The organism is Plectonema radiosum NIES-515 (genome assembly GCF_025753815.1).
In the GTDB taxonomy this organism is placed as follows: domain Bacteria; phylum Cyanobacteriota; class Cyanobacteriia; order Cyanobacteriales; family Nostocaceae; genus Hassallia; species Hassallia radiosum_A.
This window is the reverse complement of record NZ_JAOWRF010000368.1, coordinates 26,620-46,818: the sequence shown is the minus strand read 5'-3', so window position 1 is coordinate 46,818 and position 20,199 is coordinate 26,620. Positions and strand designations below refer to the sequence as shown.

17 protein-coding genes are annotated in these 20,199 nt (G+C 41.1%); 5 read left to right on the top strand and 12 right to left on the bottom strand.

Annotated features, from left to right (window positions below; translation table 11 throughout):
• Positions 1-123: 123 nt before the first annotated feature.
• Positions 124-1,158, bottom strand: coding sequence for a pyruvate dehydrogenase (acetyl-transferring) E1 component subunit alpha (gene pdhA / locus OGM63_RS25925; protein ID WP_263748586.1), 1,035 nt, complete (start codon positions 1,156-1,158; stop codon positions 124-126).
• Between the two features lie 794 nt (positions 1,159-1,952).
• Here pdhA and OGM63_RS25920 point away from each other — a divergent pair.
• Positions 1,953-4,262: an IMS domain-containing protein gene (locus OGM63_RS25920; protein ID WP_263748585.1), complete on the top strand. Its 2,310-nt coding sequence runs from the start codon at positions 1,953-1,955 to the stop codon at positions 4,260-4,262.
• A gap of 410 nt (positions 4,263-4,672) precedes the next feature.
• Here the strand turns inward: OGM63_RS25920 and OGM63_RS25915 are convergent, their stop codons facing one another.
• A complete protein-coding gene (locus OGM63_RS25915) occupies positions 4,673-4,954 on the bottom strand; it encodes an anti-sigma factor (protein WP_263748584.1) in 282 nt (93 codons plus the stop codon).
• Between the two features lie 613 nt (positions 4,955-5,567).
• On the opposite strand from OGM63_RS25915, the gene OGM63_RS25910 reads away from it, so the two are divergent.
• Positions 5,568-6,824 carry a DUF4912 domain-containing protein gene (locus tag OGM63_RS25910; RefSeq protein WP_263748583.1) on the top strand — a complete coding sequence of 419 codons (1,257 nt, stop codon included), beginning with the start codon at positions 5,568-5,570 and terminating at the stop codon, positions 6,822-6,824.
• Between the two features lie 297 nt (positions 6,825-7,121).
• Positions 7,122-7,952, top strand: coding sequence for a DNA adenine methylase (locus OGM63_RS25905; RefSeq protein WP_263748582.1), 831 nt, complete (start codon positions 7,122-7,124; stop codon positions 7,950-7,952).
• An 84-nt stretch (positions 7,953-8,036) separates the two neighbouring features.
• Here OGM63_RS25905 and OGM63_RS25900 read toward each other — a convergent pair whose 3' ends face one another.
• Positions 8,037-8,867, bottom strand: a complete 831-nt coding sequence (locus OGM63_RS25900; protein ID WP_263748581.1) for a M56 family metallopeptidase — start codon at positions 8,865-8,867, stop codon at positions 8,037-8,039.
• Positions 8,867-9,289 (bottom strand): BlaI/MecI/CopY family transcriptional regulator, encoded by a 423-nt coding sequence (locus OGM63_RS25895; RefSeq protein WP_263748580.1) that lies wholly within the window; start codon positions 9,287-9,289, stop codon positions 8,867-8,869. Before OGM63_RS25895 ends, OGM63_RS25900 begins: the two co-directional genes overlap by 1 nt.
• A gap of 246 nt (positions 9,290-9,535) precedes the next feature.
• Between OGM63_RS25895 and OGM63_RS25890 the strand changes: the two genes are divergently transcribed.
• On the top strand, positions 9,536-10,267 hold the full coding sequence (locus OGM63_RS25890; RefSeq protein WP_263748579.1) for a 2-phosphosulfolactate phosphatase family protein: 732 nt from the start codon (positions 9,536-9,538) through the stop codon (positions 10,265-10,267).
• Positions 10,268-10,329: 62 nt separating this feature from the next.
• Here the strand turns inward: OGM63_RS25890 and OGM63_RS25885 are convergent, their stop codons facing one another.
• The 8 genes from OGM63_RS25885 to OGM63_RS25850 form a co-directional block, all read right to left on the bottom strand.
• On the bottom strand, positions 10,330-12,126 hold the full coding sequence (locus tag OGM63_RS25885) for a M61 family metallopeptidase (protein ID WP_263748578.1): 1,797 nt from the start codon (positions 12,124-12,126) through the stop codon (positions 10,330-10,332).
• Between the two features lie 151 nt (positions 12,127-12,277).
• Positions 12,278-12,961, bottom strand: a complete 684-nt coding sequence (locus tag OGM63_RS25880; protein WP_263748577.1) for a Crp/Fnr family transcriptional regulator — start codon at positions 12,959-12,961, stop codon at positions 12,278-12,280.
• 218 nt (positions 12,962-13,179) lie between these two features.
• The gene (locus OGM63_RS25875; protein ID WP_263748576.1) at positions 13,180-14,352 is read right to left on the bottom strand and encodes a hypothetical protein; all 1,173 of its coding nucleotides are present in this window, start codon (positions 14,350-14,352) and stop codon (positions 13,180-13,182) included.
• A 240-nt stretch (positions 14,353-14,592) separates the two neighbouring features.
• Positions 14,593-15,768 (bottom strand): HetZ-related protein 2, encoded by a 1,176-nt coding sequence (locus OGM63_RS25870; protein WP_263748575.1) that lies wholly within the window; start codon positions 15,766-15,768, stop codon positions 14,593-14,595.
• A 482-nt stretch (positions 15,769-16,250) separates the two neighbouring features.
• Positions 16,251-16,982, bottom strand: a complete 732-nt coding sequence (locus OGM63_RS25865; protein ID WP_263748574.1) for a TIGR04283 family arsenosugar biosynthesis glycosyltransferase — start codon at positions 16,980-16,982, stop codon at positions 16,251-16,253.
• A gap of 257 nt (positions 16,983-17,239) precedes the next feature.
• Complete coding sequence (locus OGM63_RS25860) at positions 17,240-17,593, bottom strand: carbon dioxide-concentrating mechanism protein CcmK (protein WP_263748573.1); 354 nt, start codon at positions 17,591-17,593, stop codon at positions 17,240-17,242.
• Positions 17,594-17,678: 85 nt separating this feature from the next.
• Positions 17,679-17,990, bottom strand: a complete 312-nt coding sequence (locus tag OGM63_RS25855; protein ID WP_263748572.1) for a BMC domain-containing protein — start codon at positions 17,988-17,990, stop codon at positions 17,679-17,681.
• Between the two features lie 130 nt (positions 17,991-18,120).
• Positions 18,121-18,933: a sulfurtransferase gene (locus tag OGM63_RS25850; protein ID WP_263748571.1), complete on the bottom strand. Its 813-nt coding sequence runs from the start codon at positions 18,931-18,933 to the stop codon at positions 18,121-18,123.
• A 297-nt stretch (positions 18,934-19,230) separates the two neighbouring features.
• Here OGM63_RS25850 and OGM63_RS25845 point away from each other — a divergent pair, with 297 nt between their 5' ends.
• Positions 19,231-20,124: an alpha/beta fold hydrolase gene (locus OGM63_RS25845; RefSeq protein ID WP_263748570.1), complete on the top strand. Its 894-nt coding sequence runs from the start codon at positions 19,231-19,233 to the stop codon at positions 20,122-20,124.
• Positions 20,125-20,199 lie beyond the last annotated feature (75 nt).

The following is a 20,199-nucleotide window of genomic DNA, read 5'->3' as shown; positions in this document are numbered from 1 at the left end:
ACCTTCATGGCTTTCATGAGCAACGCTTGGGGAGATGAAACCTCTACTCAATAAGAGCGCAAGCCTGGTTGAGCAAGTTATGTCTGAGATTCAAGAATCCCCGTGCGTTTACGCCGGGGAGTGTCAATCGTCTTCTGCAAAGACAAAGCGATATAATTCGCTGCTATCAGGTTCGGGACTGCTTTCGGCAAATTTCACGGCTTCGGCAATTCTTTCTGTGATTTTGCGATCAATAGCTTTGAGTTCTTCGGCAGAGGCTAAATTTTGCTCTACTAGATAATTAGCTAACTTCTTAATTGGGTCACGAGCAAACCAAAAATCTTTTTCGGCTTGCGATCGCATTTCATCTGGGTCAGCCAATGAGTGACCCCGGAAACGGTAAGTTAAAGCTTCAATTAATGTCGGACCTTCTCCAGCACGAGCACGAGCTACAGCTTCTTCTGCTACTGCTCGTACCGCTAGTACATCCATACCATCTACTTCCACGCCTACCATGTTGAATACACTGGCTTTTTTGTAAATCTCTGGTTGGGAAGTTGCGCGATCGTGAGCCATACCGATCGCCCACTTATTATTTTCTACCACAAAAAGAATAGGCAGTTTCCATAAAGCCGCCATATTTAACGTCTCGAAAAACTGACCGTTATTCGCAGCACCATCCCCAAAAAAGCAAGCTGTTACTTGGTCTGCGCTTTCATCTTTTAAAACTTCGCGACGATATTTACTCTGAAAAGCCGCTCCCGCTGCTACAGGAATACCCTCAGCCACAAAAGCGTAACCACCCAGCAAGCGATGTTCCGCAGAAAACATGTGCATCGAACCACCCCGTCCTTTACTACAGCCGGTGGCTTTACCAAATAATTCCGCCATTACCGATGACGCTGGTACTCCCGCACTCAAAGCATGAACGTGGTCGCGGTAAGTACTGCAAACGTAATCTTCACCTGGTCGCATCGCTTGGATAACACCAGTGGAAACCGCTTCTTGACCGTTGTACAGATGGACAAAACCAAACATTTTGCCTCTATAGTACATCTCGGCGCACTTATCTTCAAACACGCGCCCTAAAACCATATCTTCGTACAACCGTAACCCAACTTCTTTGGTAATCTGCGCGGATGCGGCTGTAAATGTGGGTAATGTGCGTTCTTGAACCATTATTTTGTTAGTATCCCTATGGTAAAACTTAAAGCTACTATGTTAGATAAGTTGCTCACATTCGGCGTAAGCTTGTACAAAGATAACGTTGTTAGGAGTTAACAAGTTACAAATTCACTCTCAATGGCGACTAAAAAGTCAAAAACTAGATAATAAGGAATTGGTGAATAGTTTTTAATTTGATTTTTAATTTTCACTGCTCGTTGGAAGCTTCCATCTGCGAAACTTCCGCAGTTCGGACTTTTCACGACTCACCCTTATAGATTATCAGTCACAATCACAAGATTTCTGCATATCGATTAACAATTTAGAGAAATTGGTGGCGGAAATTCATCTAATTTATGTAAATAATTGTATTTACAACAAACTTATGATAAAATACGCTACGCCTGTTATCAAGATGAAATTTATCTAGCGGTGCTTGTCTGTTTTGACTACCGGGGAAAGTTCCTCTGAATTGTTTGCAGGAATACAATCTATCGATCTCCGAAAGATAGTTAAATTTATACTCCTGCCAGCGGAAGATTTATGGTACTACGCCGTGTTGTAGTATTGTTTGATGTATAAAATTAATGACAAATCAGTTAAACCTGAAAAAATTAATAAAAATCAGCAATAAGACAAAAAATTAAGTAGTAAAGTACAAATTTATTTTCACACAAGACACAAATAAAATTGTGGCAATACGCACACTATCAAGGTGTGAACTCAAAAAGTTAATCTGATGGCACGGTTGAAGTAGCCGGGAATGCTTGAAATGAATAATGTTGATCATGCAGCAGAGGAAGTAAGCCGTGCGAATTCCGCTAGATTACTACCGAATTTTAGGACTACCGTTAGCGGCAAGTGATGAACAATTGCGGCAAGCATACAGCGATCGCATTGTACAACTACCGCGACGAGAGTATTCGTCAAGTGCAATCACTTCCAGAAAACAACTTTTAGAAGAAGCGATCGTGGTTTTATCAAATCCCAAAGAACGTAGCAGTTACGACCAGCTTTATCTTGCCAACGTCTACGACCCGGAAGCAAGCACGACATCTGTCGCGATCGCAGTCGAAAATCGCTATAAAGAAAACAACGGTACTGCTGAAGCTAAAAGTCTAGGCATTGACATTTCCCAAGATGAATTAGTTGGTGCTTTACTAATTCTGCAAGAACTTGGTGAATACGAACTTGTAGTCAAATTAGGTCGTCCTTACCTAGTTAATAAAAATGGCTCAGTAAGTGCCGCAAATGTCAATGATCTAAGCAATGAAGAATATCATGAACGTCCAGAACGTCCAGATATTATTCTCACCGTTGCCCTTGCCTGCTTAGAACTCGGTCGTGAAGAATGGCAGCAAGGTCATTACGAAAACGCAGCACTTTCTTTGGAAACAGGTCAAGATTTGTTAATCAAGGAAAATTTATTTCCCAGCGTCCGAGCCGAAATTCAAGCAGACCTTTGTAAATTAAGACCATATCGAATTCTAGAATTACTCGCACTACCTCAAGAAAAAACCGCCGAACGACGTCAAGGCTTGGAATTATTGCAAAACGTTTTAGAAGAGCGCGGGGGAATTGATGGTACTGGCAATGACCAATCTGGTTTAAATATAGATGACTTTTTGCGATTTATCCAGCAACTACGCTACCACTTAACAGCCGCAGAACAACAGAAAATATTTGAAGCTGAAAGTAAACGTCCCTCGGCAGTTGCCACATATTTGGCTGTCTATGCCCTGATAGCATGGGGATTTGCTCAACGTCAACCTGCTTTGATTCGTCAAGCAAGGCAAATGCTGACACGTCTGGGCAAGCGTCAGGATGTACATTTAGAGCAGTCCTTATGTGCCTTACTTTTAGGGCAAACAGAACTCGCAACTCGTTCTTTAGAACTTAGTCAAGAATACGAAGCTCTAGCTTTTATTCGCGAAAAATCTCAAGACTCTCCTGACATGTTGCCGGGATTGTGCTTATACGGAGAACGTTGGTTGCATGACGAAGTGTTTCCTCACTTTCGAGATTTGGTAAATAACCAAGCTTCTCTAAAAGAATACTTTGCCGATGAACAGGTGCAAGCTTATTTAGAAAGTTTGCCAACGGATGCACAAAAAAACAATGAAACTCTAACTAACCATAAGTCTTCTTCTCAAACACAAACAAATACTTACCCGCACCGCAGTAATTCAAGTGGGAGTTATCGTTACCCCAGCAGAACAGAGAACGGGGAAGTTTTAGAAACACCAACCAAAGTAAAATCAGTTCATTCCAACTACTCACCACCCAGCTTGACAACATCAGCCACGCCTTCTACATCTGTTAATGCACCAGAACAAAATCGGGTGCCACAGCTTGCGAGTGCTGAACCTATCGCTCCTAAAACAAATCATAATTTGAATGGTTCAGCATCTGTTAATGCACCCGCTCAAACGAATAAGCGAAGGAGGCGAAAACCCGCTACCGCTAATAATTCTTGGCATCCTCAACGCCAGCTTTTTCCTAACACCTTAGAAGGAAAAACGCGCCTAGTGTGGATGATATTTGGCTCTTTTGCAGGTGTTATAGTTTTGTGGTTTTTGCTCACCACATCTTTTGGATTATTAAAAAATATCTTTTCGCCTGCACCATCTTTAAAAGGCGAACAGTTGTTTGTGCAACTTAATGAACCACCAATACCGATTCCTGACCCAAACAGCAAACCGCAGTCACCACCAGGACTTTTGACAGAAACTACGGCACAGGAAGTCGTTCAAAGTTGGCTATCTACTAAAGCCGCAGCTTTGGGAGTCAACCACGACATTAATAGTTTAGATCAGATTTTAATCGGTTCAACTTTATCTAAATGGAAGGGAATTGTTCAAGAGGATAAGGCAGAAAACCGCTATCGCAAATACACCCACACTGTCAAGGTGGAATCTGTCAAGACAACTGAAACTGACCAAAAGAATGCGACGGTAGACGCTACGGTGACAGAATTAGCAGAGTTTTATGATAACGGGCAAATTAATCAGCAAAAGTCTTACAACGAAAAAGTTCGTGTTAAATATAATTTGGTTCGTGTAGAGGGGAACTGGCGCATCCGAGATATGTCAGTTCTCAATAAAACAAGTGAAAGCTAAAAAGAGCATTATGACTCAACTCAACCCTATATGAAGATAATATTAAGATATCTTAAAAAAATTAAATAAAGTTTGCACTTCAAATTATAGTCTAAACGAATAGACACAAGAATGTAGAGACGTAGCACTGCTACGTCTCTAGGGGTTCTGAATAACGCATATTGAATTTCTACCCCTATGTCTATTTACTGGATTTTAGTCTCAAGTCCAGATTACAAAGTAAATTGCAGAAAGTGGGTTATGTAGCGTAGGCGTAGCCTCTCGTTCGCGGAGCGTCTCCGACAGGAGAAGAGAAGGCATCGCACATTTACTCATTGTTCTCAGTATTAATATTTAATTAAAATCGTTAATATTAGTAATATTTTTTTTAACATCAATATAGTATTGCATTTTTAAGTGTGGAATGTGGATTAAAGTTTGCTGCCATCACCAAAGGTAAAAGCATTCTTCATAACCACCAGTCCTAGTGGATACCTATGGTCTGTGGATGTCTCCAGGGTAACAAACATTTCTGATACCTCCGCATCATAGAAATCACCAGGCATGGCAAATTTTTCGACAATCTTACCCTGTGTAATAGCACGAAGCTGTCCGCAGGGGATTTTTTCGCCATCAACAACTGCCCAAAGTCGGTAAATACTTCCAACAGGCGGTTTCCGCACACTGGAATTTATACCTGGTAATGATGTCAAAATTGACGAGCATTCTCTGGCTTAGAGTCTCCATAGAAGTGTGTCCAATAGACATCTGGTGGTTAGGAGGTATGGACTGGGGTGTTGATTTTGTGGGAAATCAGCCGAAAATCTTTCATACAGTTTTTATCTCATGGATATTCAGCCAGGATAAATATTGGTTAAATCGAAAGCAATGGCGATCGCACAAAAGCCCCACGAGAAAATGCCAATCCCTCTATCATCATTCCATGACATTAGGTCTCAATTTTTGGTTGACAAATGGGCATTATCTCACTAACGTCAGGAAAGCGTGACATTGCGATCCCCAAATGGCTGATAAATTCGTGAAAAGGACAAAAACGGGTCTTGAGACCCCTTGATCCCTGTGCGGGTTTGTTAGTTAATATTCATTAACAAAGGGACTTTTCCGATCCCAAATAAATGCCGATCGCATTTGTAGGGAACTTATAGGAAGTAGACCTTAATTTAAAAACCGACTAAAAAAATCTCAAAACTGGGCAAAAACCACTCCTTCAGGAATAAGAAATTCATCTGGATTGGATGGCATTTATTAAACCACTCTTTAGCCAGGGGAAATCATTTACCTTTTAAACTACTGGAGGTCAAAATCATGGCAAAAGAACGCCCACCCCTAGAAGAGATGACACTAAGGCAACTACGTAGAGTTGCTAGCGAATATAGTATCTCTCGTTATAGCAGAATGCGTAAATCGCAATTGCTGGCATCGATTCAAGAAGTTCAGCGCAGTAAAGTTTCGCTTACCCCATCTCGTTCACCGGAGGCACAGGAAACCGTGGAAGCAGCAAAATTTGAATTAGGTCAAATAGATCGTAATGGTGGCTTTTTGGCAGATGTTGACGAAGGACTCGCAGATTTGCCATCTGGTTACGGAGAAAGCCGGATTGTGCTGATGCCGCGAGATCCTCAGTGGGCTTACACTTACTGGGATGTTTCCAACGAACACAAAGAAGAACTGCGTCGCCAAGGTGGACAACAATTAGCACTGCGGATTTATGATGTTACCGACATCAATATTGAATACCAAAGTCCGCACAGCATTCAGGAATATCCTTCTGATGAATTAGCGCGGGAATGGTATTTACCGGTGCCAGTGAGCGATCGCGATTATGTGCTTGATATCGGTTATCGTTGTGCTGATGGTCGCTGGTTGATATTGGCGCGATCGACACCAGTACATATTCCTCCTGTCTATCCTTCTGACTGGATTGAAGACGTTTTCATCACAGTCAACTTTGAAGAAGATTTGGCTGGCAAAACTCAATACGAACTGGTTCCCCCAGCCAAGAAAGTTGCCCCCTCAACCGCATACGGTAACGCATACGGTAACGTCAATGGTAGCAATCCTATCTATGACCAAATCTTTGGCATGGCTGAATCTACCGAAGCAATGCGCGTTGCTGGTTCTATATTTGGCTCGATGCATCAAACTTCCATCCACGAACAAACCATCAGTTCCTACGTATTCCCGTCTGGAGTAGGTATGTGGGCAGTTCCCAGCGCATCTGGTTTAACCATGTCTGGTGTAGGAATGTCCGGTGCCGGTTTCTCTGGAGACGTACCAATGCGTCCGCGTCAATTCTGGTTAATTGCGGATGCTGAGTTGATTGTTTATGGTGCAACCGAACCCGATGCTACCGTAACAATTGGTGGTCGTCCAATCAAGCTGAATCCAGATGGTACATTCCGCTTCCAGATGTCTTTCCAAGATGGTTTAATTGACTATCCGATTAAGGCTGTCGCTGTTGATGGTGAACAAACACGGTCAATTCAAATGAAGTTTACTCGTGAGACACCATCTCGCAACACTAACACCAAAGAAGAAGCTGTTGTTGAATGGTTCTCTTAATTTTGGATTAACTAAAATCGACACATAAACTTTTCCCCCGCTATGGTTATGCTGTAGCGGGGATTTTTATATCATGAAAACGCAAATCACACATATTGTAGAGACGTTCCGATGGAACGTCTCTACGACGGTTGCAGTTAAAAAAATTATTCTATTAATTTGAAAAAATTGTGATAACCTTTGAGCGCTATATCAAAAGCTTGTTTAATATGTTGATGAAAACAAGAATTTGATTATCTATTGTTGTAGTAGCGATCCAGTAAGCTAAAATCAGCAGCTTTCGGTACGATCAATAAAATGGTTAAATCAATAAAAATTCCCTTGAGATATCCAGGAGGTAAATCAAGGGTTGTTAATCATATATTACCTTATATTCCTTTAGATATATCTGAATTCAGAGAGCCTTTTGTCGGTGGTGGTTCCGTTTTTATAGCTGTTAAAAGTTTGTTTCATCGAAGAATAAATGAATACTGGATTAATGATATTAATTTTGATTTGTATTTGTTTTGGAAATATGCAAAAGATCATATAAGTAACTTCGTAATCGAAACTAATAAATTTAAAGAAAACTACAAAGATGGCAGAGAACTATATAATTATTTAATTAATGCAGATAATTTACACTCTGAATTTGAAAGAGCGCTTCGTTTTTTTATTATGAATCGAATTACTTTTTCCGGCTTGATGGATTCAGGTGGGTATTCGCAGCAGGCATTTGAAAAAAGATTTACTCAATCATCTGTTGAGAGATTAAACAATATTTCTCCTTATTTATCGGGAGTTAATATTAGTTGTGTAGATTATGAAGAACTATTAATTAAAGCAGGTAAAAAAGTCTTTCTATTTCTCGATCCACCTTATTTTCAAGCAGTCAAATCAAAGCTTTATGGAGTGAAAGGTGACTTACACACCAACTTTGACCATGAACGATTTGCTCAGATTTTAAAAAAATGCGAACACAGATGGCTTTTAACTTACGATGATTGTCCAGAAATTAGAAAGTTATTCAATTTTGCGGAAATAACAGAGTTAGAAGTACAGTATGGAATGAATAATTATAAACAAAAAAATGCTGCTAAAGGCAAAGAATTATTAATCAAAAACTACTCTTGTTCTTTGCCAAAATGATAAACCGAAAAAATTCGAGCGATCGCCATTGGAAGATATACAATCATATGCATCCAATAATTGATCTTAGTGTGAATTAGCAATTTAGTTGTGAAATATCACACTTACTAAAGGCAAAAACGCTAACAAAAAGCCATTCCAAAATTGGAAGTTGAGTTTTGGAGTCGGTTCTGGTTGTGCTAACAAAGCTTCTATTCTTTGTTCTAAGCGATCGCTACCTAATGCAGCACAGAAAATTTCTGAGGATATAGGAGTTGTACTCACTACCAACAAGAGCGATTCTGCTAATAATAACGGATCTACTCGTGATGCAGCGTAAGCATCCGCACGTAATTCGCGCAAAATTAACAATTCTTGCCACAATGTATCTGTATTTGGCAACCAAGCGGTGCAGGAACGCACCCAACCCAACCAAAAAAACCAGAATGTATCCCTGTAATGGTAATGTCCTTCCTCGTGTGCGAAGACGGTTTCTAAATGCTTTGGTAAAAGAGTTTCCAGTAGTCCTTGACTAATTACTAATTCCGAGTGCCAAAAACCGATTTGACCAGCGAATAGCGCTTCGGTGTTGAGCAACCGGACTTGTTTACCCTCAAGATTAACTAAGGGACAGTTGCGAACAGATTTCACCGATTGCCAACCACCAAAGGCAAGCTTGATGCACAAAATGTCAAATATTGCAAGACAAATTAACGTTAAAACATAACTAAACCAGCCGGTGTACATCCCGCCCATATTGCCTTGGGGACCCATACACAAAACGGCGATCGCGGTCATAAAAATTAACAAGGGCGGGAAGAGAAATAAGAATAGCGATCGCCTCCAGCGCACACTCCAACTACCTTCAAAGTTAGTTTGAGAGGATCTTAAGCACCAAGCAACTGTTAAAGCAGTAAAAATCATGATCAGATGCATTAAAGTTGTTCCTCCCTGGCTTGGCGTGCAGCTTGAATGCGTTTGGCGATCGCTTGTATTTGTTCGCTGGCAGCTTCATCTAAACTATCTGCAAAAGCAGCAATTACATCGGGATTACCCACCGCGAGAAATCGCTGTAACTGCTCGTGTGCTTTAATTACCTCAGCTTGCTGTTTGGTAATCAACGGACGCCAATAAAATGCTCGTGCTTTTTTGTCGCAGGTTAGCCAACCTTTATCGGTGAGGCGTCGCAATACGGTTGTCACAGAAGTATAAGCTAATTCGCGGTTGGGGTCAGTAAGAATGCGATCGTGTACATCTTTAACTGTAACTGAACTCAGTTCCCAGATGATATGCAAAATTTCTGCTTCCAGAGGACCTAAAGACAGTTGTTTGGGGCGATATTCAGGTAAAGGTGCCATATTGATTTTCGATTAGAGCTAGAAGCTGTCCTTCTTCTCAGATTACACGTTTAGTTCCAATGCTGCGTTAAAACAGGAGAAATTGCCCATTGAAGAGGGGCAAGATTTCAATCTTCAAAGATTCATGGATAGAGCATACTCTGGGTTTATACATCAAGAACCCACTAGCATAAAGCGACGTTTAGTGACAGCATCTGGGTAAGATATTATTTGCGTCAATAGTATAAGACTAGGTGTACCCAGCACGTGAAGCTATTCGTTTACCACACTCCGGAATTGACTCCAGCGGATAAAGCGCCAGACTGCGCGATCGCAGTTGATGTTTTGCGAGCAACTAGCACAATGGCGACCGTCTTAGCGGCTGGAGGTGAGGCTATTCAAGTCTTCAGCGATTTAGAAAAACTTATGCATGTTAGCGAATCTTGGCTCCCCGAAAAACGGCTACGAGCTGGAGAACGCGGTGGGGGGAAAGTTCCTGGTTTTGAACTGGGTAACTCGCCTCTCGACTGTACACCAGAATTAGTCCAAGGGCGACGCTTGTTTATTAGTACCACGAATGGCACTCGTGCCTTACAAAGAATACAAGATGCTGCAACTGTCATCACCGCAGCTTTTATTAATCGGGCTGCGGTGGTGCGATATCTGATCGAAAAGCAACCAGAAACAGTTTGGATTGTTGGTTCAGGTTGGGAAGGCAGTTTTTCTTTAGAGGATACAGCTTGTGCAGGGGCGATCGCGCAACATGTTGTACAAGAAACCAACTTACCTTTAGAGGAATTAGCTGGTAATGATGAAGTAATTAGTGCGATCGCTCTTTATTCTCAATGGCAAGATAACTTATTAGGACTTTTCCACGCTTGCAGCCACGGTCAGCGATTGTTACGTCTTGATTGTCACGAAGACCTGAAATATTGCTCGCAAACCGATATTTTAGATGTTTTACCCATGCAACGAGAACCAGGAGTTTTGAAAAGTTAAAAGGCAAAAGGCAAAAGAAAGAAGCAAACAATTCTTTTTCTTTTTGCCTTTTACCTTATACCTTACAAAACTGAGACACCTAACCACCCTGTTAAGTTTTCTTGCTGTATTTTTGAAGGGTTAGCAACAGATTTTACTTGATACCGCGTGGGACGTGGTGAAGCTAGGGTGACAGAATAAGTACGCAGTTCGTCTTGGTGGAAAACTGTCATTTGGATGGTATCGTTGGGTTGATAATCTTTCAAGCGATCGCGCAGCGTCCCCGAAAGTGAATCGCTTAACCCACTTGCTGTCACCTTAATTTTATCAATTGCCAACAATTCATCACCTGCATCGATTCCCGCTATTTGTGCAGGTGAACTAGCTTCGACAAACTTAATTATCTCTCTTCCGTTTTCAGCACTTGTTTTCACACCCAGATAAAGTTCTTCTTCATTTTCTGGAATTAACTCCAAGCCAAAAGGGTGCAAATACTCGTTGAAAGGCAAATCTTCAGTATCATCAATGTAGCGCTTAAAGAAATTAGATAAATCCATTTCTGCTACAGACTCAATTACTGACTGTAACTGTTCGGGAGTAAAGCCGATTTCATATGAGCCAAATTGCTGCCACATTTTCAGCATGACATCATCAAAAGAGCGTTGATTGCCATACTTTGAACGAATCAGCAAATCTAGCAACAAAGATACCATTTCCCCTTTTAAATAGTAGGAGATTTGGGAATTGCCGCTATTGGCATCTTGGCGATAAAGTTTAATCCAAGCATCAAAGCTCGACTCGGAAAGCGGCTGCACTTGGCGTCCGGGTGTCTTTTCATACCTTGTAATTTCCTTTTCCAAGTTACTCAAGAATGTCTTAGCATCATAAATGCCCGCCCGTAAAGGAATCAGCAAATCATAGTAACTTGTCGTTCCTTCAGAAAACCATAAAGACGGTGTATAATTTTCTTGATCGTAATCAAAAACTTCCAGTGCTTTCGGGCGAATGCGCTTGACATTCCACAAGTGAAAAAACTCGTGTGCTACCAATTGCATAAAGCGATCGTATTTATCTTGAGCGCGAAATCCAAAGCGTTGATAAATTAACGAGCAACAGTTTTTATGCTCCAAACCACCGTAAGCTTGAGAAAATAAATGTAGCAAAAACAGATATTTTTCATAAGGCAAACCGCCAAACATCTGCGCTTCAACTTGGATAATTTTCGTCATATCAGAAATCATCCGTTGCACTTGCAAATTACCTTGTCCCCAAATTGCCAATTCATGGGGTTTTCCCAATACCTCAAAGTGATATAACTGATGGCAACCAATTTCAAAGGGGCTGTCTACAAGGGTGTCAAAATCCGCAGCGAAAAAAGTATTGGCTTGTTCATCTGCTGGTAATGCCGTAGTTACCTGCCATTCTGGGCGTGGTGGTATGATAGAAACGCGAATTGGTTGCTTTTCCCAACCAGGGATTCTAAAAAATAGAGCCGCACCGTTAAAATACCCGTGAGTTGCATCTAAATGATTTGTCCGCACTGATAGCTCATTCGCAAAAATGCGGTAACTCACGGTTAATTTTGAAACACCAATTGTCTGTACTTGCCAGTGATTTTTACTGATTTTCCGCCAAGGCAAAGGTTCCACGTCCGAAAAAGCGGCAAAATTCTGTAACTGTTTGGCGTATTCTCTCACCAAATAAGAACCTGGAGTCCACACAGGTAGTTTTAAATCCAGAATCGGCAATGGGTAATTTGCTAAATGTAAAGTTACCTCAAACAAATGCGTTTCTGGTTGAGGCATTGCCACCTGATAATGAATTGTCGGCACGGCTTCTTGGATGCGGGTGTCGGTGCGAGGTGCTGTTGCGTGACTCATCTGTAGTTAGAAGTTAAGAGGTAGGAGCTAGGAATTTAGAGTTAAATTTAACTTATAACTTATAACTCACAGTTCAGAACTCACAACTACTCACTTTCCGCTAGAAAACCACCTATAGCGTAGGGTGCGTTACTTGGTGAACCCTAACTAATTAAACTTTGCCAGCCAAATTCATCAACTGTTTGAAATTAACTAGATAAACTACCTGATTAGCGTTGTCAATTTTGATCCAACCTTTTTCATCAAGCTTGGACATGATTTTGGTGGTTTCTTCCACACCAATTTCTGTAACTTCTGCTAAATCTTTGTAAGGAATATTAAAAATTTCCTTTCCTTTTTCTGATTCCTGACCATAACTTTCGCCCAAACTAACTAGAGTTTGAGCGAGTTTAACTGCTGGTGGTGAAGACCGCATTGAAGAGCGTATATTAACTTGCCGCAATCGCCGCACCATCAATTGCAGCATTCTATGATGCAACTGCGGGTCTTTAAACAATATTTGAATAAAGCGCTCTCTAGAGATGCTCAATAATTTTACAGGCGAAAGAGCAATCACATCGGTTGAGCGAGGAGACTCATCCAAAATTGCCATTTCGCCGAAAAAATCACCCTGTCCTAAAATTGCCAAAGCAACAGAATCTTCGCTCCGTGTCCGTCGCACTTTGACCCAACCAGAAACTATGAAGTAAACAGCGTTTCCCCAAGCATCTTCCATTAAAACGGCTCGCCCCGCTGGGTATTCGTGGTCAATTGCAACATTGAGCAACCATTCCAAAGTTTGTGGATTGGCTGTACTCATTAGGGGGAAAGTTTCACTAAAAACCTCAGTCTGCATGAAATATCTGCAAAAAATGGATTTAAGAGCGGAAAATTAGATTTATTACTATACGTTTTAAAAGCCGTAATCTTTAGTAGAATACGGTATCAAAATTTTCTTGATATTCAACCGCAACCTCTTCGGTTGATCGGTCTAGGGTTCCATTACAACACAATAACTATCACAGCGAAATCAGCGGTTTTACTGACAGATTTTTATTTGTTATTTATCGGTGGTCAGGCATCTGTAAGTATTTTGATTTGATTATCTAAATCATCCAACAGTTTATTCAGTGCCGTAAAAGCTTCTAATTGTCCGGGGTTGGTGTTGCGATTCACGACTAACCGTTGTTGCAGTTCGTGTAATTTGTAACTGAGTTGTTGGGAAATTCCTACAGCATCGCGGCTGAGACGTGTCAACTGTTGTTGTTGATGGAATTTTAAGGCAGCTCCCCGGAGTACTTGTAGTGTCGCTTCTTCACCGTACATTCCCGGCATGACTCGCAAGCGTAATAATAAACGGTTTTCTTGATATAAACATTCTTTCTCTACCTGTTTTGCTTCTGCAAATGTAGTTACAGGCAGGTTTGTTAGTCGCTTCAATTCATTAAGTACTCCCTGAAAAACAGAGAGAGGAAGTTTTTCTAAGACGGATTGCAAGACTCCATTATCACTCCAGAGTATCCTGCCTTCGTAAGGTTGTCTTTCCAAATACAAACGACCAATTCCCCCTGCGAGAACTCGACCTAGTAATTCTGCTAGTAATTTCTTGGGTTGCAGTGTTGCTAGCTGTTCAACAGGCAGTAATAGATCGGCAACTGGTATGAGTAATACAGGTAAACTTTGTGGCGATCGCTCTTCGGAGGTACTTTCCTGTGTCTTTTTGTCTGCGCTGGTAAAGAGGATGGTCGCTTTAGACAACTTATCAGGGTCTCGCAGAGAAGGAGAATATGCTTGTTGAAAAAAATTTTCGCTTTTTTTTGTCTCAGCTAAAATAGATGTCTCTGGCTCCCCCGCAACCGAATCGGCAATGGTAGCTGCGCTATGAGCTTGGGTAAGGTTGGCTACTGGCTGGGATGTATTTTTGTAGTTGAGGTAGGCTGAGAGGATATTCCGGTGGGTGTCGGCAGCGATCGCTACAGTCACCATTGTGCAATTAATATAAGACAAAATCTTACTAGCGTAATTTAGTGCCACAGTATCTTCTAAATTAACCATGCCCAGTAATAATTTGTTGTCTTCTATAGTAAAGGGCAAAATTTGATGATACAAGCAAGCTTCAAAGGACAAAATACGCTCTATCATCTCAAATATTTGCTTCTGTTCGCCGAAAAACTCCGAAGGAGTAGCGGTTAACGGTTGATTACCAATTGTTTCCCTATCACTTGGTTTGCCTTGTGAAGACAACATAGGTTTGATTGCTTGATGTTTCCTTATATCGTATTCTGCCTCTAAATTATTTGGTAGTGAATAAACTTAGTTTTTCCGGTGATAAAAGTTAAGTTTAGTACAAATATATAGAAAGTTTATTTGGGGTTGTGGATTGGGGTTGGAAACTGTCATCTAAAATTGATAGTTATATAGGGGTGTTTGCGTGTGGTGCCCTCAAAGCGCTTTCTTGACTGCACAGCACCAAGGGCAAATATTTGGTTACTCCTGAACTCTGAAATTTTGAGCCGCGAGATAGATTTTACTCCATTCGCCCATTACCTGATGAGTTTTGAGTTTTAACTCTAGAGCGATTTCTTCGATGGATTTGCCTAGTTTTCTAAGAGACAAGACCTGCTGCTCAATTAAAGTCAATTTTGACTGTAATTCCTGCCATTGACGCGGTGTTAATCCCAAATTGTGTTCGTCTAGAGAAATTTCTAGCCAGTTATCTACTAGTTCCGGTTTGCCTTTGACGGCAAAGACGCGCACGGCATGGTAGCTAATTTTCTCCCGCAAGCGGTAAACTTCCTTAATTGGCTTGTTTAGTTTTTTAGCGATTTCGTCTTGGGATTTGCCTTGGAGATACAGTCGCAACCACTCCACTGCATCTTGCCCTAGATTTTCTTGGAGATAAGTTTCAAATTCTTGCTTGACTGCATGACGCAGTACTTGCTGTTCTTCTAGTTGTTGTGCTTCAAGATATTCGGCGATCGCTTGATTATCGGCTAAGTTAACGCGGTTCTCGTTATCGTCTGTGAGAATTTCTTCGGAAACTAGTCTAATTAAATCACTACCGGGCACTTGAGTTAAGCCCCCGCGTTGGGTGCGTCGCAAGTAATTTACAAAACGGTAAACTAATAACGGTTGATTGCGTACTGGTCGCAAGCAATATTCTTCCATGCTGGCAAACAGCAAAGAATTATGTAGTCTGGAATCCTTTGTCAACTTCGCGATGCAAGCCATTTGCTGCTGCATGTAGTTATCGCTTTGCAGTAATTCTTGGAGTACTTCTTGCAATACGTCCACGACAGTGCGTTTGCGATCGCGACTCAGAGAAATCCAGACTTGGATTTTATTGCGTAATGTTACTAAACTCCCTAGCCGAGTGATTAAATTGCGATAAGCACGTTCTCTTGCCATTCCTAAGTAGCGCTGGCATAAAATCCGATAGCGATATTCCATCGCTTGTTTTCTGATATCTAACTCTTTAGGATTAAGTAAGTCAAACCGTTGTAAGTCGCTTCCCAAAAGCCAAAAAATAATACTTTCTCTATTTGCTTCACTTTGTTCTGGACACTCTGCTGCCAAACGTTGCTGCCAATAGAGCGTCATTTTTTCTGCTTCTGAAGCCATAGCGAGATTGCGCTCCTCGAAACCCTGTTTTAAAGTTTGCATCACAACCCCCATTTATTCCACTCAAATTTTTAACTGGCAGTTGCCCTTGATTGAATGATGTCTTTGGTGGACATCGAGCGTGATTATTCACTCGAAGCCGTTGTTTCGACTTCCTCTATTATTTAGGTTTGGAATCACTCAAGTTATGCAGTATTTTCCGCATTGCTATTTTTGCTTTTTGTTTGCTATCACCGTAAATCAATCCCTTTTAGCTATTTTCCTCACTTGGGTATAATTTTTAAGTTTTGTAAATTTGTTTGTTTTTATTGCCCAGAATCGATGCTTTCAAAAGGTTGGACAAGCAGACCAACAAAAGATTTTTCTAAAAATAAATATTATCATCCTTAAATCAGACGCTATTTAACTCATATAAGTTTCTGACCTCTGGTATATTCAACAGAGGTCAGAAACATGTTACCTTTTGCACTAGTAATTATTCTGAACTATAAGAGTACTATTTACTTGGAGAATAACTAAGTATTTCACCGAATGTCTTGATAAAATTGCTTCAGGTATTGTGGTGAGACACCAACACCCCAAAGAAAGCCGATGTAAAGATATATTGCGGTGGCTTTGAAGAAGCCCCATTTTGCGACACGGCGATCGCTACTTTGGACGATGCGATTTACTAAGCGAATTCTTCCCCGTCGTACTATTTTTAGGCACAAGTCGGCTTCTTCCATAATTGGGAGGTTGCTATCAAAACCCCCACATTCCCAGAAATCAGCGCGACGTGCGAAAATTACTTGATCGCCAAACAATAAGCGCAATCCTTGAAAAAACAAATGTGGGCGAAAAAGCAACGGTGCATAGTAAGTTTTCAGCCAGTTGTGCAGTGAAACTCCCCAGCGCGTTGTTTTTTCACCTGCCATCAGGGAAATAAAACCCCCAGCAACAACAGTTTTGTCTGCTAGTGTCTGCTCAATGACTGTTACCAAGTCGTCGCTTACCAAAGTATCTGCGTGCAAAAAGCAGAGAATTTCCCCGGTTGCGAATAAAGCACCTTGATTTGATTGGGCAGCGCGTCCGCATTGGTTGGCAGAAATTACTTGTACACCTGCGGTTTTGGCAATGGCGATCGTTTCGTCAGAACTACCACCATCCACAACCAGCACCTCCCAAGCTGGGGGTTCCAGTAGACTGAGATGACGCAAGGTACGTCCCAGACACTTTGCCTCATTCAAAGTGGGGATGATAATCGAGACGCGGGACATAGATTAGTTAGGAGTTAGGAGTTTGGAGTTAGGAGTTAGGAGTTTGGAGTTTGGAGTTTGGAGTTTGGAGTTAGGAGTTGGGAGTTGGGAGTTTTGAGTTTTGAGTTTTGAGTTTGGAGTTTTGAGTTTGGAGTTTGGAGTTTGGAGTTAGTTAGTAAAACAACCAACCATCAACTATGAATTATCAACCATCAACTAACAACCATCAACTAACTACCATCAACCATCAACTAACTACCATCAACTAACAATTAACTTTAAGTCAATCTCCTAGCACCAACAATCGGATTTTCAACAGATTCGCGATACTCTTGGACTTGCTCTGTGTAGCCTATGGGCAAAACAGCTTCAACGTTTTCATGTGGACGAGCAATAATCACCCAAGATTCCAAAGTACCACCATAAACATTTTCGACCGCATCAACACCAGCAGCCATAGCGGCTTTTACTTCCGAAACATCTCCGCGAATATTGACTGTAAAACGAGCGCTACCAACTCTGATATAACCGACGAGGGTGACTCGACCGGCTTTTACCATTGCGTCTGCTGCTGCTAGCACAGCAGGAAAACCTTTAGTTTCCAATGCTCCAACTGCCTGTGATGATGACATAATTGATCTCCTGTATAAGTAAACTTATGTGGCGCTATTCAATAATTGCACGAATGTTCGCTACAGATTTTGATCGCGAACTTGGTTAGAACATACGAAATGGTTCTGATTTTTCGGTGAAGTGGATGGGCAAAATGCTTTCCACATTTTCCGGAGGGTTGGGAACGATATAGTGGGTGATTACCTCACCACCGTAAGCTTCCTCTCCAGCAGCGATTCCGGCTGCAACTGCTGTTTTCACCTCAGCTACGTGTCCCCTGACTGCGACTACGAAGCGAGCGCTTTCCGCGAGACCGTAGTATACGAGCGTGACTCCGGCAGCTTTCACCATTGCATCTGCTGCTGCTAACACAGCTGGAAAACCTAAAGTTTCAATTACTCCAACCGCCATTGGCATGGCATCAACTCCTAAGTCAAGGGATGGGCGTTATTAATTGTACGACGTTGTTACCTCAGCATCTGAATAATTCGCTCAGTTCGTTTGGGTGTAGTAAGCGTTTTAGCCCTGACTAGGAGTTTTACTTAACTTAAGTGGATAGGTCTTTGCACTCTTCGGCTGACCATTCCCACATTGAACCAGCATAGTTTTTCACATTAGTAAAGCCTAAATTTGCTAGAACGCTGACAAAAAAAGCCGAACGAATGCCACCTGTACAATAACTAACAATGGGAGTATTATGTTTAATTCCTATTGTTTGTAGTTTGGCGATAATTTCTTCAGGCGGAAGTAAGTTTCCCTTATTATCTATTAAATCTTTGAAGTAGAAATGCACTGCACCAGGAATATGTCCTCCGCGCTTTTCACCGTAAGGAGTTGCCCCATTATATTCTCGCTTTTCGCGAGTATCAATTACTATTAATTTATTTTCGGCTAGATTCGCTTTAAGTTCATCGCGCTGAATTTCCCATAATGCGGTGCGATTGACCACAAAATCTCCAATTTGTTGAGGTTTATTTACTTTGAAAGTAGTTTTAATACCTGCTTTTACAAGTGCATTATATCCGCCATCAACGAACGCTGCGTTGTTATGTCCTAAGGTGCGTAACATCCAAACTATACGCCCTTCTTCACCAAAGTTATGAGCGGGATTGCCAATGACAATTACAGGTTTGAAGTTGAAGATTCCTAATTCACGTAGTTTTTGTTGGAGAAGTTTTTCGTCTTTGAGGAGGTTGCCTTGATGAGGTTTTTGTGCTTGGGAAAATTCTTGCCAGGTGATGTTAATAGCACCCGGTATATGTCCAAAAAACCATGCTATTTTGTTGCGAGTATCTAGAATTGTTGCACTTTGGGATATTAATTGTTTGGCTTCGTTAGGGCTGAGTATCCATTGATTCATATATAGTAATAGTAGATGAGTTGTGATAATTTTTTAAACGAACCGCAGAAAACGCAGAAAACGCAGAGGAAGAGAGAAATAGAGGTAGCTAATTTAACGCTTTTATTTAGGATTGCGATCAAATATCTTGACAACATACAGCAGATTTCACTCCTAAGTTCGTACATATATAAAATCCGTCTCTTTGTAGAGACGTAGCACAGAATAGTCTCTACGTGTATTCGATATTGGCGATAGGCTGCTGTAGTTATCGGGATAGAATTTCTATTTTTACTTATACAAGGTAAGCTAAAAATTATGTTTGCTAGTTTTCTTCCAGCGGCAGTTGGGCAATTAAGAGAAGCTGATGCGATCGCACTGGCTCAAAGTATTGAGCAGATAGCGATAAGTACTCCCCTCAGTACACAACCTATTACCACAACTTATGTACAGAAAGGAAGTGGTGGAACGCCGATTTTATTAATTCACGGTTTTGATAGTTCTTTGTTAGAATTTCGTCGCCTTTTACCATTATTAGCAGAAAATAATGACACTTATGCTGTAGATTTGTTGGGTTTTGGGTTTACAGATAGAGTTTCTCAAATACAATTTAGCCCCACTGCAATTAAAACTCATCTTTATTCTTTCTGGAAAACCCTAATTAATCAACCTGTAATTTTGGTGGGTGCTTCGATGGGGGGTGCAGCAGCGATTGATTTCACTCTGACTTACCCGGAAGTGGTACAAAAGCTAGTGTTAATTGATAGTGCTGGTTTAACGGGTGGTTCACCGTTAAGTAAGTTGATGTTTCCCCCATTGGATTATTTGGCAACTCAGTTTTTACGCAACCCAAAGATACGCAAAAGCATTTCTCGCGCTGCTTACAAAAACAAAAGTCTCGCTTCAAGTGATGCTCAAATTTGTGCAGCTTTACATTTAGAAATGCCTAGTTGGCATTTAGCTTTGATTGCTTTTACTAAAAGTGGTGGGTACAGTGGTTTTCAACTTAATCAATTATCACAAATTAAACAACCTACGCTGATTTTATGGGGTGATTTTGATCAGATTTTAGGCACTGTGGATGCCGATAAATTTCACAAGGCAATTCCACCTAGTAAACTCATCTGGATTTCAGATTGTGGTCATGTTCCTCACTTAGAAAAGCCGCAAATTACCGCCCAACATATTTTAGAATTTAGTAATAAATATTAGCACTAAATATGGCATTGCTGAATTCAAATATGAAACTTAAAATCAAGGTTATTAAACCCTTACAAGGAGTGCCTC